Origin of the sequence: Bacillus sp. FSL H7-0578, assembly GCF_038630855.1 — a bacterium.
In the GTDB taxonomy this organism is placed as follows: Bacteria; Bacillota; Bacilli; order Bacillales; family Bacillaceae; genus Bacillus; species Bacillus safensis.
Window position 1 is genome coordinate 2,343,111 of record NZ_CP152045.1, and the last position, 12,861, is coordinate 2,355,971.

Sequence of the window (12,861 nt, forward strand, 5' to 3'; positions counted from 1 at the left end):
AGAGAATGGCTTATGCCATCCTCTTTGTTATCTTACTTATTCAGCACTGACTAAAATTTTCACTTGATCTTTTTCATTGATTAATGCATGGAAGCCATCCTCGATCACATCGTCCAGCTTGATTTTTTTCGTGACGAGTGTGTCTGCAGAGAAATAGCCTTTTCTCATTAAGTTTAATACAGATGGGAATACGTCTCTGTAGCCGATAATTCCTTTTACTGTACGTTCTTTAATGACAATGTCATTCGGCATAATTTCCGCGCCTTTTTCCCAAATGCTTACAATCACTGTTTCGCCTGAAATTCTAGTTGATTGGATTGCTTGCTTCAATACAACAGGTACACCTGTCACTTCAAAAGAAACATCGACGCCACCGTTTGTACGGCGAGCAATTTCTTGAACAACATCTTCATACTGAGATGGATCAACAATGATCGCTCCAAGCTCTTTTGCTTTCACTTGGCGCTCTTTTGATAATTCAACTGCATAAATATCAGTAGCACCAGCTGCTTTTAATGCTTCAATGACAAGTAAACCGATTGGTCCGCAGCCAAACACAGCCGCTGTATCCCCAGCTTGTACTTTACTAGAACGAACCGCATATAAAGCAACTGCAGAAGGCTCGACAAGCGCGCCTTGCTCATATGAGATTTCGTCTGGTAATAAATGAAGTAATTCTTCATCGACTGATACATATTCAGAGAATCCACCGCCGCCTCCGGCAAGCCCTAAAAAGCCCATGTTTTCATCTAAGTTATAAGCACCTTGATGTCCGTGAGTTGCAAAAATAGGTTCAACAACCACTCGGTCGCCTACTTTGTAATTGCTCACGCCTTCTCCTACTTCAACAACTTCACCAGAGAACTCGTGTCCCAGTGTAACGGGTGCTTTTTCTTTTGTAAGTGGATGAGGTTCATTCACAGGAATGAAGATCGGTCCGCCTAAATATTCATGTAAATCACTACCGCAAATGCCGCACCATTTTACTTTCAGTTTCACTTTTCCTGGAGCAACTGTTGGTTCATCAATTTCCTCTAGTCGAATGTCCTTTTGATCGTGCCAGCGTAGTGCTTTCATTTGTAAGACTCCTTTTCTCATCAATTTAATTAACTTACTTAAATAATGATAACATAATTTTTTTAATTTTCTAAGTAGGATGCACTATTTTTTTGGCAGTCAATGGACGAAAGATGACAAAACATAGCAATAGACAGATAAGAAGCATACATAGACACCCGATGATGACGGAAATTCTGATCGATAGAATATGAGCGAGTCCGCCGAATATTCCTGTCATGGTCATCGTCAGAATGGCTTCAACCAAAGCATAAAAGCTGGCTACCCTCCCCATCACCTCTACGGGGATATTTGTTTGATAGAACGTCATAAAACCTGTATTCGCAAATGCTAAAAAGAAGGCTAATATAAAAAATCCACCGGCGGCTGCAACTAGACTGCTGGAAAATGCATAAATAAGATAGCCAAACGCCACAAACAAACTGCCGATTCCAAGCATCAGCGAAACTGACAGCCTTTCGACAATGACCGAATTAAGACTTGCCCCTGCGATAATACCCGCTCCAGCTATACTGACAAGAAGGCCATATTGTGTATCAGTCAGCATCAATACTTCTTTTGCAAAGGCTGTTTCAAGTGAGTCTATGGCCGTAGGAAGGACCGATATTGCGGCACTAAATAATAAATATACCGTCATGATCTGGCGTGACGTCAGACTAAAACGCAGAACAAGCTTTGCATCCTCTTTTAACATTGAAAGGGAAAACCGCTTTTGGGCAGCATCTGTTTTGACCAAATTCGGTAAACACATCGTTAACAAAGCAGATATCAACAGGCAGATCGCATTTACATAAATTGAAAGCACAGGAGTCCCGATGAGAAAGAGCAGACCTGCTGCTGCGGGCCCAAGTAAAAATCCACCGGATTGTAATAAAGAGCGAATGGCATTAAACCGTTTTCGGTTATCCGCCGGGATTAGTCCTGTCATATACACCATCGACGCTGGATGAAACATCGCTTGTGCCATCTGTATGAAAAACACCATGACATACAGGATGATCAGATGTCCTGAAAATAAGGCAAAAGGGATGCATGCAATGAGCAGAGCACGGGTAATATCTAAACTGATCATCACATTCCGCTGATTCAGCCTGTCAATCAAACTGCCGGACCAGCTATTGGTCAAAAGAGCAGCAGCCGGTCTTAGCAAATAAACTGCTGTTACAGCAAGTACAGAGCCCGTTTCTTGAAAAATAAGCAAATGGAGGGCAATCATATAAATCCATTCTCCTATGTTCGCAATCCCGATGGCTCCAAGTAAAATACTCATATCCCGCCAATGTTTTTTCATCATGATCCCCCCTATTTGTCATAAAAAAATCCCGCCCCCAAGACATGTCTGTCTTGAGGACGGGATTTACTCCGCGTTGCCACCTCAGTTCATTCATCTGTTGCCAGATGAACCTTAGCGGGTGATCATTCACCCTTCTCTGTAACGGGAGAAGTTCGCTGCACCACCATCCGAGGGAATCCGGTGCAGAGCTAAGAGGCTTGGTTCCATCATGCTTCCCAGCTCCTTCTCAGCTTGACGGAGTTCTCTGTGTGGGGCAGCTATGATGTACTCTTCTCTATTTGCGCTGTGTCTTTTTTTCATCACGATCTTCAGCTGAATTGTTACATATTGTACTGCGCCTCGATCAAAGCGTCAATATTTTTTTCATGTTAATCCGCATAAATCATTTTTCTAGTCATGCCGCCATCAACAACCAAATCTGTGCCGGTCACAAATTGATTGTCTTCATCAGTTAAATAAAAACAGGCTTTCACAATATCCTTTGGCGTACCCACTCGATTGGAAAGATGCTGCTGATGGTCAATTTCTCGAAGACTTTTCTCATCTTTCGTTTCAATCCATCCAGGGGAAATGCTATTCACCGTAATGTGATCCTGACTAAAAGAAACCGCCAAGGCATGAGTAAGCGCGGAAATCCCGCCTTTTGATGCAGCATATGCTTCCGTATGAGGCTCTGACATGGCCGCACGGGTAGAGGAAATGTTCACAATGGAACCGCCGTTTGGATTCTCTTTGATATAACGTGCTGCTTCTCTAGCGCATAAAAAAGCCCCTCTTACATTTGTATGCAGCACATGATCCCACTCATCGACCGTTAACTCATAAGGCGATACTGTGCACATGACGCCAGCATTGTTGATGAGAATATCAATCGTTTTGCAGTGCTCCGCAGCAAACGACATTAAGCGCTGAATATCCTTCTCCCGTTTCACATCCGTTTTAATGAAATAAACTTCATAGGACTCCTTTCTCAGCTGCTCCTCCAAACGCTTCCCCTTCTCTTCATCTATATCCGCAAGCACCACACGCGCCCCTTCTTTTGCATAACCGCAGGCGATCGCTTCACCAATACCATTGGCTGCGCCTGTGATGATGACGGTTTTTCCTTGAAAATGTAGCATATGATTGATTCCTTTCTATGACTGGTATGAATAATTTATTTTTATTCTTTCCTGAAAAGAGCAATCCAGTCATCCACCTCTATTGATTCTATCTGATCCTCTGTCATGTTCAATCTATAATATTGCTTTATTTTCTCGTTAGCATCTAACATGTATTTTGTAACGATCTCTTCTTCCTTTAAAGTTTTCGTTGTTCGCTTGACCCATTCTTGAAAAGGGTAACGTTTTTTTCGTTCCATTGATCTTACTTCTTTTATTCCCTCTTTATAAAACAATTCCCGCCATTGTTCTGTAGATAGACAGGACACATGACTTGGGTCTCTCAATCTTTCCAGCTCATTGATAAATAGTGCAAGCTCTTCATCATTTGGCGAAACATTATCAATAAAGAAAAACAGACCATTAGACTTTAATACACGAGATGCCTCTTTGGCAAACTGTTCAGGGTGCGGGAAATGGTGTGCTGCAATTCGGCATGTGACCATATCAAATGTGCCATCTAAAAAAGGAAGGCTCTCTGCATCCGCTACTACATAAAAAATTTGGGGATACGCTTTTAAATGAAGTGATGTATGAGAAAGCATCTCTTTCGTTAAATCCGTCGCAAACACTTGATTCACATATGGAGCCAGTGCTTTTGCGGTATGCCCGCCACCAGTTGCTATATCGAGTACGACCCAGCTCTCTTCTGGGGCTGCCCATTCAACAATTAGATCAAGGTCTGCTCCCTTTGCGTGAGTTTGACTCGTCACATACTTTTCTGCATTTCTTCCAAATTGTTCTACTACTCTTCTTTTGGCCTGATCTGAATTCATCTGATTCCTCCCCTTTGAAATGGATTTGTATATTCTATGTGATTTTTCCACAATAAAGAGCCGTCCCATTTTATTGAGCGGCTCCTTTCATGTTAAAAATTATCGAGAAAGCATCCCGTGCGGGTCAATGACAAATTTCTTCGCCACACCCGAATCAAAGTCACTATATCCTTTAGGGGCTTGATCAAGGTCAATGACGGTCGCATTGACGGCTTTGGCGATCTGTGCTCTGCCGCTTAAAATGGATTTCATTAGACTGCGATGATATTGCATAACAGGGGTTTGACCTGTCACAAAGGTATGAGCTTTCGCCCAGCCAAGTCCAATTCGCACTTTCAGAGAACCGACTTTTGCATCGGCATCCACTGCTCCTGGATCTTCTGTGACATAAAGCCCTGGAATTCCAAGCTTGCCTCCAACTTTGGTAATATCCATAATCGTATTTAAAACAGTTGCTGGAGCTTCTCCCTGGTCTCCATGACCCGAAGCTTCAAAGCCGACACAATCGACGGCACAATCAACTTCTGGCTCCCCTAAAATATTCGTGATTTGTTCGCCGATTCGATCATGTTTTCGTAGATTGATCGTCTCACAGCCGAAGCTTCTTGCCTGTTCCAGTCTTTGCTCATTCAGATCTCCAACAATCACAGCAGATGCGCCAAGAAGCTGAGCCGAATGTGCTGCTGCAAGACCTACTGGCCCAGCACCTGCAATATATACGGTCGAACCAGGCTTTACTCCAGCCGTATAAGCACCATGAAAACCTGTCGGGAAAATATCGGAAAGCATCGTGAGATCAAGTATTTTTTCCATCGCTTGATCTTTGTCTGGAAATTTGAGCAGTTGAAAATCTGCATATGGAACCATGACATACTCGGATTGGCCGCCAACCCATCCGCCCATATCTACATATCCATAGGCAGAGCCAGGGCGGTCCGGGTTTACATTTAAGCACACATGGGTTTTTTGTTCCTTACACATGACGCAGCGTCCGCATGCAATATTAAACGGAACGGACACGAGATCTCCTTTTTGAATAAACTCTACATCTCGCCCAACTTCCACGACTTCACCTGTAATTTCATGACCAAGGACAAGTCCTTCAGGTGCAGTCGTACGCCCTCTCACCATGTGCTGATCACTTCCGCAAATATTCGTCGTCACTACTTTTAAAATGACGCCATGCTCACATTTGCGCCCCACATTGGCTTTAGGTACACCCGGGCCGTCTTTTAAGACCAAATCAGGGTATCCAATATCCTCAACTGCTACTTTTCCTGCTCCTTTATAAACGACACCTTTGTTTCCCGACATGATTTCATTCCTCCCTTTTGTTTAAAAATGAAGTCTCTACAATTTTCTCTATTTCTTAAGCAATTTCCTTCTTCAAACAGCACATTATGTGAAAAAGAGGGAGTCACATGTCTATGTGAGAAAGAAAAATGTGTCTTTCAGCGAAATAAAAAAGAAAATATTGAAAAAAAAGCTAAACTTTTGCAGAACGGTGTCGATATAAGAAATAAGCCAGACAGGTATCCTTAATCGACAAACAAATTCCTTATATATACTATCATTCCTTACACACCTGGCTGGCGCCTATATCACATACAAAAGGCTCTTCTGATGAAGAACCTTTTTTTATAGCAGGCAAAGAGGCTCCTCTGACGAAGAGCCTCTTTTTTGAGTGCTTGTTCATTACCTGGGAAATATTTTCATCATTTTAAGGCTTTGATACAGATGTATGTATCATAGTGATAAACCGAGACTTCTCTAAAGTGATATGCTGAAAACAGACGGCTGATCTCTTCTTCACTGTACGATGAAAAAGATGTTGACCGTTTTTGTTCGTTGATCAGCTCCTGCTTTTGGAAAGATAAAAATACTTCTCCATCCACTTGAAGGACGCGGTACACTTCCTTCATGACTTGCTCAATATCCTTCAAGTAATAGATCGTCTGCACCGTAAATAATTTATTGAATGATCTGTCTTCAAAAGGTAATTGCTCAGCCTTACCAAGCGTAATGACGGCTTTGTCCTGTTCCGCAAGCTTCTTATGTTTTCTTTTTGCATATTTAATCATATGGCGAGAGGCATCCACTCCATATACTTTTCCGCGGTCAAGTTTTTCAGCTACCTTTGATAAGGTGATGCCTCTTCCAGTCCCAATTTCTAAAATTCGGTCATTTTCTTGTATATTTAAGAGTTGAATCGTCCATTCATTGATATTATGATGATTTTTTTCCATATAGCGGGCAACCCATTTTGAGAACAAGCCTTTTGGTTCCCTCATTTGTTTTCCAATCCAGCTTTGAATCAATGTTAACACCTGCTTTTCACCAGTAAATAAAACTATTTACAAATTTCCTTACTTTTCATATCGGCTCTCACCTTACAAAAATTAAGACCTAGTCCTAATTTATTTGTCTCTTATAAGACGCTCCTTTTCAGAAAATGTTTCGCAGAAAGTGAAAATTTTTTTAACCTGAATAGGCGTTTTCATTATTTGTGCTCAGATTGATTTCGTTTTCTGCATGAGCTGCATAATTTATAAATGTATCTTGATTAGATAAAGGTGGTGCTAGATTATGGGCTTTGGCGGTTATTCTGGAGGCTACTGCGGTGGCTACGGTGGCGGTTTTGCAGGCGGATTCGCATTGCTTGTTGTACTGTTCATTTTGTTGATCATCATTGGTGCAAGCTGGATTTGCTAACGTAAAAGGAGCAGGAAACGTCATGGTTTCCTGCTCCTTTTCTTTAATACCAATAAGTCCGGTACTGGTACATATAACGTCTGAGCATTTCCTCTTGCTCTCTTTGCATGCGGTATGGATTGCCGTATCCGTGCTTTAAGGAATGCGGAATAGATGCATACCCGTGCCCCACAGACGGAAATCTCATATATGGTGACATCGACATTCATTGATCACCTCACAATCACCTTTTACGGTATCATATGTGCAGGTGATCAATGTGGAGCGTGTCTAAACCTGGTCCTTCTCCATCGTATAACAATCAAGCATGGCAAGCATCATAAACATGTCAATCTCCTCCTTTTCACATTTTTCATTTCCTGTTTTAGTTCATATACTTTAGTTGTTTCTGTTTCATTTCTTCATAAATTGTTTCGACTTCTTGTTCGTAAAGAACGGTCTCAATGTCCTTGTATTTCCGCTTAATCGTCAAAGTAATAAAAAATAAATGGATTGTCATATACGCTCACCTCCCTTCAGTTCGCAGCACGCGAAATAGCCCGCAGATCTTCTTTATCAGTTGACCTGCGGGCACACAAAAATGCAGATCAAAAGACAGTGTCTTCCAACCTGCAATGGATGATACGTGTGAAATCCTCGTTTACTTAAACAGTTTTGAAGCGTGCACCGTATAAGGCAAAGGAAGGACACGAACTCTTCCACAGGCTGATGACATGATGAAATTGTTGGTTGAATTGATCACAAGTAGATACGAATAACATATTCTTCAGCCTCCTTTACGTTTTTTTTTTAATTACTTTGTAAGTATATCCAGCAAGCACCATTTTGTAAACCTGTTTTTAGTAATATAGATGAATTTTGTGTTTTTGACTAAATTTCTACTGTTATTCTTGTCCATTTATCCAATACAATAAAAAAAGCCTCCTCAGGCAAATGAGGAGGCTTTCGAATTAATCTTCGTCTAATTCTTGCAGTTTCTTTTGAAAGAAAATCGCGCGTTTAACACAAATAAAAGCTGCTAATAAGAAAACACAATCTATTCCCATCATCAGCATTTTTGGAGATGCTTCGATGTGCTGGTTCGGTAAGATCGTACCAATATATAAAAAGGTGCTGACAGCAAGCAAAATAAAAGCGTACTGCTTGTAATCTGTCACTAAATCACTCCACTTTTTCTTCACTTGTTTCACCTTCCAGTTATCAATGTCTATTCATAGCTTAACATAGTGAGAGAAAGCGAGGAGCATGTAAATCTATCCATTCGCCAGTGCGCTTAGTCCTTGCTTGATATCATGTAGTAAATCATCCACATCTTCAATTCCGACGGAAATACGAATTAAACCATCTGTGATGCCAAGCTCCTCCCGGCGGTCTTTTGGAATGGACGCATGGGTCATCCGGGCAGGGACAGAAATTAAGCTTTCAACCGCTCCAAGGCTTTCTGCGATTGTAAACAGCTTAAGCTGGCTCAAAAATACATCGACATGTTCTTCTTTTCCAATATCAAAAGAGATCATGCCGCCGAAGCCGGATGCTTGTGTTTTCGCAAGTTCATGTCCAGGGTGTGTATCGAGACCTGGATAATAAACACGTGTGACGGCTGCATGTTGCTTTAAAAACTCAGCGATTTTCTGTGCATTTTGTTGATGTGCTTCCATTCGTAGTCCAAGCGTTTTCATCCCTCTCATGAGAAGCCATGAATCCTGCGGTCCAAGAATTCCGCCTGTCGAGTTTTGAACAAAGTGCAGTTCTTCTCCAAGCTCTTTCGTCGCTGTGACGACAAGCCCGCCTACAACATCACTATGGCCGCCTAAATACTTAGTCGCACTGTGCAAGACAATGTCTGCGCCATATTCAATCGGCTTTTGGAAATACGGTGTGAAAAATGTATTGTCGACAATCATCAAGATGTTGGCTTCCTTTGTCAATTCGCCGATGGCTTTTAGATCCGTCATTTTGAGTAAAGGATTGGTTGGTGATTCAATGTAAACGGCTTTTGTTTCAGGTAAAATGGCTTTTTTCACTGCTTCAGGATCACTTGTGTCAACAAAGGTTGCAGTAATGCCAATACGGTTTAGCACCTTTGTGATGACGCGGTAGGTTCCGCCGTACACGTCATCTGTCAGGACAATATGATCTCCGCTGTTAAACAGCATCATCACAGCCGTAATGGCTGCCATCCCTGAACCAAATGCGTAGCCGCTTGCTCCTCCTTCAAGATCACGAATGACTGTTTCCAGTGCAGTTCTTGTTGGATTTGCTGTTCTGGAGTATTCATACCCCGTATGTTCGCCTGCTTTCGGCTGCTTATAAGTACTCACTTGATAAATCGGCACAGACACGGCGCCTGTTCTTTCATCACCCGTTGTTCCGCTGTGAATCATCATTGTTTTTGGTTTCATGCTATTTTCCTCCCTCATAAATTCCTTTACTTAAATATCGCTCACTGCTGTCAGGAAAAATGGTGACAATGACTGTCCCAGGTGCTGCTTTCTTTGCTTCCTCTAAAGCGGCAAATAAAGCGGCACCAGAAGAGCTGCCGATGAGAACACCTTCTTTTTCAGCTGCTTCTTTCACCATTCGAAACGCATCATCATCACTGACAGTGTAAATCTCATCGAATAAAGCCTGCTCCATATAGTCTGGGATAAATTCAAGGCCAATTCCTTCCGTTCTATGCGGGCCCGGGTCCCCTCCATTTAAAATTGATCCTTCAGGCTCCACAACCACTGTTTTTAACGCCTGATGCTGCTCTTTTAAATAGGCGGCACACCCTTGAAAAGTCCCGCCAGATCCTGCTCCAGCCACGAATACATCGATATTCCCTTTTAAGTCGGACCATAATTCGGGACCGAGTGTTCTGTAGTAAGTCAATGGATTTACTTGGTTTTTAAATTGTAAAACACAATAGGCATTGTCAAGGCTTGCCTCTAGTTCAAGGGCTCGATCAATCGCACCCTTCATGCCTTCTTTTCTCGGCGTATGAATAATTTCTGCACCGAGCGCCTTCATCAGCTGTTGTTTTTCTTGACTAAAATGTTCTGGTACACAAAAAATGGTATGCAATTGCTGCTTTCTTGCACTTAGGGCAAGCCCAATTCCTGTGTTTCCAGCAGTTGCTTCAATAATAGTTCCGCCTGGACGCAGTTTGCCAGATGCTAATGCTTCTCTGATGAGCATGTCACCTAAACGATCCTTAATACTTCCACCTGGATTCATCATCTCAAGCTTTGCATACACCTCAACGCCTTTTGGGACGCCAATCCCTGACAGCTTTAAAAGCGGTGTGCGGCCAATTAATTCAGTAATATCCTTTATGACAGCCATATGATTCCCTTCCTTTGCATGGAAAAGAAGGGGGAAACCCCTTCTTTTATTGTGTTTGCTTTATCATACGCAAGACAAGGTCGGTTGAGTGAATCGCTGCTTGCTCAAGGAATTGATCAAAGGAGATATTGGATTCTTTCCCTGCAATATCCGATAGCGCACGAACGACAACAAATGGCGTACCAAAGAGCTGGCAGACCTGTGCAACGGCTGCGGCTTCCATTTCCACCGCATACAGCTCTGGAAACTTCTCTCTCACAAACGCTACACGATCCGGATCATTCATAAACGAATCTCCTGTTGCAATCGTTCCTTTTGCCACTTGAATATGATCAATTTCTAAAGCAGATTCTTCTGCCAGCTTCACAAGCTTTTCATCTGCAATGAAAGCAGCTGGAAGTCCCGGCACTTGTCCATATTCGTAATCAAAGATGGTCACATCTACATCATGATGTCTCACATCAGTAGAGATGACAATATCACCTACATTTAATGAGTGGTGAAAACCGCCAGCAGATCCTGTATTGATCACATAATCTGGCTGAAAGCGGTCAAGCAGTAATGTTGTGCTGACCGCTGCATTTACTTTTCCAATCCCTGATTTTAATAAAATCACTTCTTTATCTTCATAAACACCTGTTGTAAATTCACACCCAGCGATGTTTTCTTGTGTAGCATTTTTTAGTTGATCTCTTAAAATCGTCACTTCTTCTTCCATTGCACCTATAACTGCGATTTTCAAATCAAAAACATCCTTTCATTCCCTTTTCTTCGCTTCTACGATCCAAACAAAATCATTCATTTGATGAAAGGACGTGCTAAAACCTTCTTCTTCAAAGATTTGCTTTAGCACATCAATGGATGGATAATATTCCGTTTCTAAATCCTCTGCAAGCTGATCGAACCCTGCGGCTCTCGCTTTGTCGATCTGAGCTTGATGTGCTGCTTGATTTTGAAACATTGTATCAGCAAAGACTATTTTACCATCTGAGTGAAGGATGTTGCTATAGGTGTGAATGGCTTGTTTTTTTTCTTCATCCGTTAAATGGTGGAATGCATATGAGCTGACGATCGTATCTGGCTCAAAAGGCGGCGCTGGAAATGATAAAAAATCCCCATCATGAAATAGATCTGGCAGTCCTTTTTGAAGAGCCGCTTTCTTCATGGCATCTGATGGTTCAACACCAAACACGTTTTTATCAGCTGCAAGGAGCAGCGCTGTTAGATTCCCCGTACCGCTTCCAAACTCAAGAACATCTTGGCCTGAACGGCGGGCAATTTCTTTTAAAATAGCCGGATACCGGCGAAACACTTCTCTATACTGCTCGTCATGACCACTTACCGTGTCGTCATAAGAGTCGGCCCAATGATCAAATAAAGAAAGAAATTCGCGTCCCATTTTCTTTCCCTCCACTTTATCTATTTATTCCTATGCGTATAGTATGTTTTATTCCGTCGAACAGTTCCTATCCTACCACAACTTCTGTTTCTTTCCTACTAAAAAATACTGGGAGAGACAGAAAAACATTTGCCCTTCTGAGGGAGAGAGATTAAGATGAATGAAGAGTATAGAGAGGTGAATCAAATGGATTTTCAGCTGGATTTTTTAAAGGATAAAATAGAATTTTTTGAAGCTACATCTTTAAAAGAACTTGAACAAAAGATCCAAAAACAAATTGAACATAATCAGGCGATTCTGCTGACCGTTCATTCTGTCAGTCATCAAACGACTGTGATCGATGAGCGGATTTTGTATACAGCAGTTGTTCATTTTAAAGCAAATGTTTAAACAAAAAAGATAGCATATCTGCTATCTTTTTTTCATGTTCATCTTAATTTTTCAACCTTCACAGGTTTCCAGCCTTTTTCATCTACCCATGTAATTTCCACACGGTAGCGTTCACCTGTTGATTTATCACGGATGGTTCCTTTTGCATCTTGAGGACCTCCGTTATTTCCTAACCAAAGAACGGTCATTTGATCTTCTGAAATTCCTGTCGCATAGGACATGGCTTTGATCATTTCTTTCCAGTCTTTTGAGCTGGAATCATAGGTTGCTGTATGTGAACCGGATTGCTCTGTTCCTACAGGCTCCCAGTCATCATTTTCGTATGTTTTGTCTACATCACTCGTTTTGCCGCCATCTGTTTCTTTGGCGTCTTTTAACGCATCTTTATTAGGTTTTTCTTCATCATCTGTCTTCTTCGTTTCGTCGTCTTGATCAGATGAATCATCTTTTTTTGCATCTGAATCATCGGATGTGTCTTTCTTTGGATCTTTCACATCTTCTTGTGAGTTTTGTTTATTTTCACTTGTTGCAGGTGCCGTTTTTGATGGCGCATCCGCTACATCAGGATCTTTCGGCTTATTAAAAATTAACAAACTCGATGCGACAACCAAAATAAGCACCACAACGATACCAATTAATATGTTAAGCACCATATTTGCCTTTCTGCGCTTATCACGATGTTCAAATCGAGAATTTCTACTCAAAATCTCTGCACTCCTTTGCCTC

The 12,861-nt window shown here is 41.8% G+C and carries 15 protein-coding genes and 1 pseudogene; 2 read left to right on the plus strand and 14 right to left on the minus strand.

Features of this window, described 5'->3' with window-relative positions:
• Positions 1–36: 36 nt before the first annotated feature.
• From MHB41_RS12055 to MHB41_RS12080, 6 genes are all read right to left on the minus strand, one after another.
• Positions 37–1,077 carry a 2,3-butanediol dehydrogenase gene (locus tag MHB41_RS12055; RefSeq protein ID WP_024427903.1) on the minus strand — a complete coding sequence of 347 codons (1,041 nt, stop codon included), beginning with the start codon at positions 1,075–1,077 and terminating at the stop codon, positions 37–39.
• 70 nt (positions 1,078–1,147) lie between these two features.
• A complete protein-coding gene (locus MHB41_RS12060) occupies positions 1,148–2,368 on the minus strand; it encodes an MFS transporter (protein WP_024427902.1) in 1,221 nt (406 codons plus the stop codon).
• 371 nt (positions 2,369–2,739) lie between these two features.
• Positions 2,740–3,492, minus strand: a complete 753-nt coding sequence (locus MHB41_RS12065; protein ID WP_061109396.1) for a glucose 1-dehydrogenase — start codon at positions 3,490–3,492, stop codon at positions 2,740–2,742.
• A gap of 41 nt (positions 3,493–3,533) precedes the next feature.
• The gene (locus MHB41_RS12070; RefSeq protein WP_061109397.1) at positions 3,534–4,307 is read right to left on the minus strand and encodes a class I SAM-dependent methyltransferase; all 774 of its coding nucleotides are present in this window, start codon (positions 4,305–4,307) and stop codon (positions 3,534–3,536) included.
• 99 nt (positions 4,308–4,406) lie between these two features.
• Positions 4,407–5,621: a formaldehyde dehydrogenase, glutathione-independent gene (fdhA, locus tag MHB41_RS12075; RefSeq protein ID WP_024423097.1), complete on the minus strand. Its 1,215-nt coding sequence runs from the start codon at positions 5,619–5,621 to the stop codon at positions 4,407–4,409.
• A gap of 401 nt (positions 5,622–6,022) precedes the next feature.
• Positions 6,023–6,625, minus strand: a complete 603-nt coding sequence (locus MHB41_RS12080; RefSeq protein WP_024427897.1) for a methyltransferase domain-containing protein — start codon at positions 6,623–6,625, stop codon at positions 6,023–6,025.
• Positions 6,626–6,944: 319 nt separating this feature from the next.
• Here MHB41_RS12080 and MHB41_RS12085 point away from each other — a divergent pair.
• Positions 6,945–7,019: pseudogene (locus tag MHB41_RS12085) on the plus strand (YjcZ family sporulation protein); the annotation flags it as partial.
• A 43-nt stretch (positions 7,020–7,062) separates the two neighbouring features.
• On the opposite strand, the gene MHB41_RS12090 reads toward MHB41_RS12085, so the two are convergent.
• From MHB41_RS12090 to MHB41_RS12120, 7 genes are all read right to left on the minus strand, one after another.
• Positions 7,063–7,218 carry a hypothetical protein gene (locus MHB41_RS12090; RefSeq protein ID WP_223251019.1) on the minus strand — a complete coding sequence of 52 codons (156 nt, stop codon included), beginning with the start codon at positions 7,216–7,218 and terminating at the stop codon, positions 7,063–7,065.
• 165 nt (positions 7,219–7,383) lie between these two features.
• Positions 7,384–7,518 carry a YrzI family small protein gene (locus MHB41_RS12095; RefSeq protein WP_065214597.1) on the minus strand — a complete coding sequence of 45 codons (135 nt, stop codon included), beginning with the start codon at positions 7,516–7,518 and terminating at the stop codon, positions 7,384–7,386.
• Positions 7,519–7,969: 451 nt separating this feature from the next.
• Positions 7,970–8,200: a YrhC family protein gene (locus MHB41_RS12100; RefSeq protein WP_034624035.1), complete on the minus strand. Its 231-nt coding sequence runs from the start codon at positions 8,198–8,200 to the stop codon at positions 7,970–7,972.
• A gap of 72 nt (positions 8,201–8,272) precedes the next feature.
• Entirely contained in the window at positions 8,273–9,421 is a 1,149-nt protein-coding gene (locus tag MHB41_RS12105; protein WP_024423100.1) for a bifunctional cystathionine gamma-lyase/homocysteine desulfhydrase, read from the minus strand.
• A 1-nt stretch (position 9,422) separates the two neighbouring features.
• Entirely contained in the window at positions 9,423–10,346 is a 924-nt protein-coding gene (locus MHB41_RS12110) for a cysteine synthase family protein (protein ID WP_061109398.1), read from the minus strand.
• Positions 10,347–10,392: 46 nt separating this feature from the next.
• Positions 10,393–11,088, minus strand: a complete 696-nt coding sequence (gene mtnN, locus MHB41_RS12115) for a 5'-methylthioadenosine/S-adenosylhomocysteine nucleosidase (RefSeq protein ID WP_024423101.1) — start codon at positions 11,086–11,088, stop codon at positions 10,393–10,395.
• A gap of 15 nt (positions 11,089–11,103) precedes the next feature.
• Positions 11,104–11,745, minus strand: a complete 642-nt coding sequence (locus MHB41_RS12120; protein WP_046311888.1) for a class I SAM-dependent methyltransferase — start codon at positions 11,743–11,745, stop codon at positions 11,104–11,106.
• Between the two features lie 186 nt (positions 11,746–11,931).
• Here MHB41_RS12120 and MHB41_RS12125 point away from each other — a divergent pair, with 186 nt between their 5' ends.
• A complete protein-coding gene (locus MHB41_RS12125) occupies positions 11,932–12,135 on the plus strand; it encodes a YrzA family protein (protein ID WP_024423103.1) in 204 nt (67 codons plus the stop codon).
• A 38-nt stretch (positions 12,136–12,173) separates the two neighbouring features.
• On the opposite strand, the gene MHB41_RS12130 is transcribed toward MHB41_RS12125, so the two are convergent.
• Positions 12,174–12,839 carry a YrrS family protein gene (locus MHB41_RS12130; RefSeq protein ID WP_025092411.1) on the minus strand — a complete coding sequence of 222 codons (666 nt, stop codon included), beginning with the start codon at positions 12,837–12,839 and terminating at the stop codon, positions 12,174–12,176.
• Between the last annotated feature and the right edge of the window lie 22 nt (positions 12,840–12,861).

Excerpts from the sequence above, each read along its gene's own strand:
- MHB41_RS12055 (WP_024427903.1), bottom strand. The coding sequence starts at position 1,077 with ATGAAAGCACTACGCTGGCACGATCAAAAGGACATTCGACTAGAGGAA.
- MHB41_RS12060 (WP_024427902.1), bottom strand. The coding sequence starts at position 2,368 with ATGAAAAAACATTGGCGGGATATGAGTATTTTACTTGGAGCCATCGGG.
- MHB41_RS12065 (WP_061109396.1), bottom strand. The coding sequence starts at position 3,492 with ATGCTACATTTTCAAGGAAAAACCGTCATCATCACAGGCGCAGCCAAT.
- MHB41_RS12070 (WP_061109397.1), bottom strand. The coding sequence starts at position 4,307 with ATGAATTCAGATCAGGCCAAAAGAAGAGTAGTAGAACAATTTGGAAGA.
- fdhA (WP_024423097.1), bottom strand. The coding sequence starts at position 5,621 with ATGTCGGGAAACAAAGGTGTCGTTTATAAAGGAGCAGGAAAAGTAGCA.
- MHB41_RS12090 (WP_223251019.1), bottom strand. The coding sequence starts at position 7,218 with ATGTCACCATATATGAGATTTCCGTCTGTGGGGCACGGGTATGCATCT.
- MHB41_RS12095 (WP_065214597.1), bottom strand. The coding sequence starts at position 7,518 with ATGACAATCCATTTATTTTTTATTACTTTGACGATTAAGCGGAAATAC.
- MHB41_RS12105 (WP_024423100.1), bottom strand. The coding sequence starts at position 9,421 with ATGAAACCAAAAACAATGATGATTCACAGCGGAACAACGGGTGATGAA.
- MHB41_RS12110 (WP_061109398.1), bottom strand. The coding sequence starts at position 10,346 with ATGGCTGTCATAAAGGATATTACTGAATTAATTGGCCGCACACCGCTT.
- MHB41_RS12120 (WP_046311888.1), bottom strand. The coding sequence starts at position 11,745 with ATGGGACGCGAATTTCTTTCTTTATTTGATCATTGGGCCGACTCTTAT.
- MHB41_RS12125 (WP_024423103.1), top strand. The coding sequence starts at position 11,932 with ATGGATTTTCAGCTGGATTTTTTAAAGGATAAAATAGAATTTTTTGAA.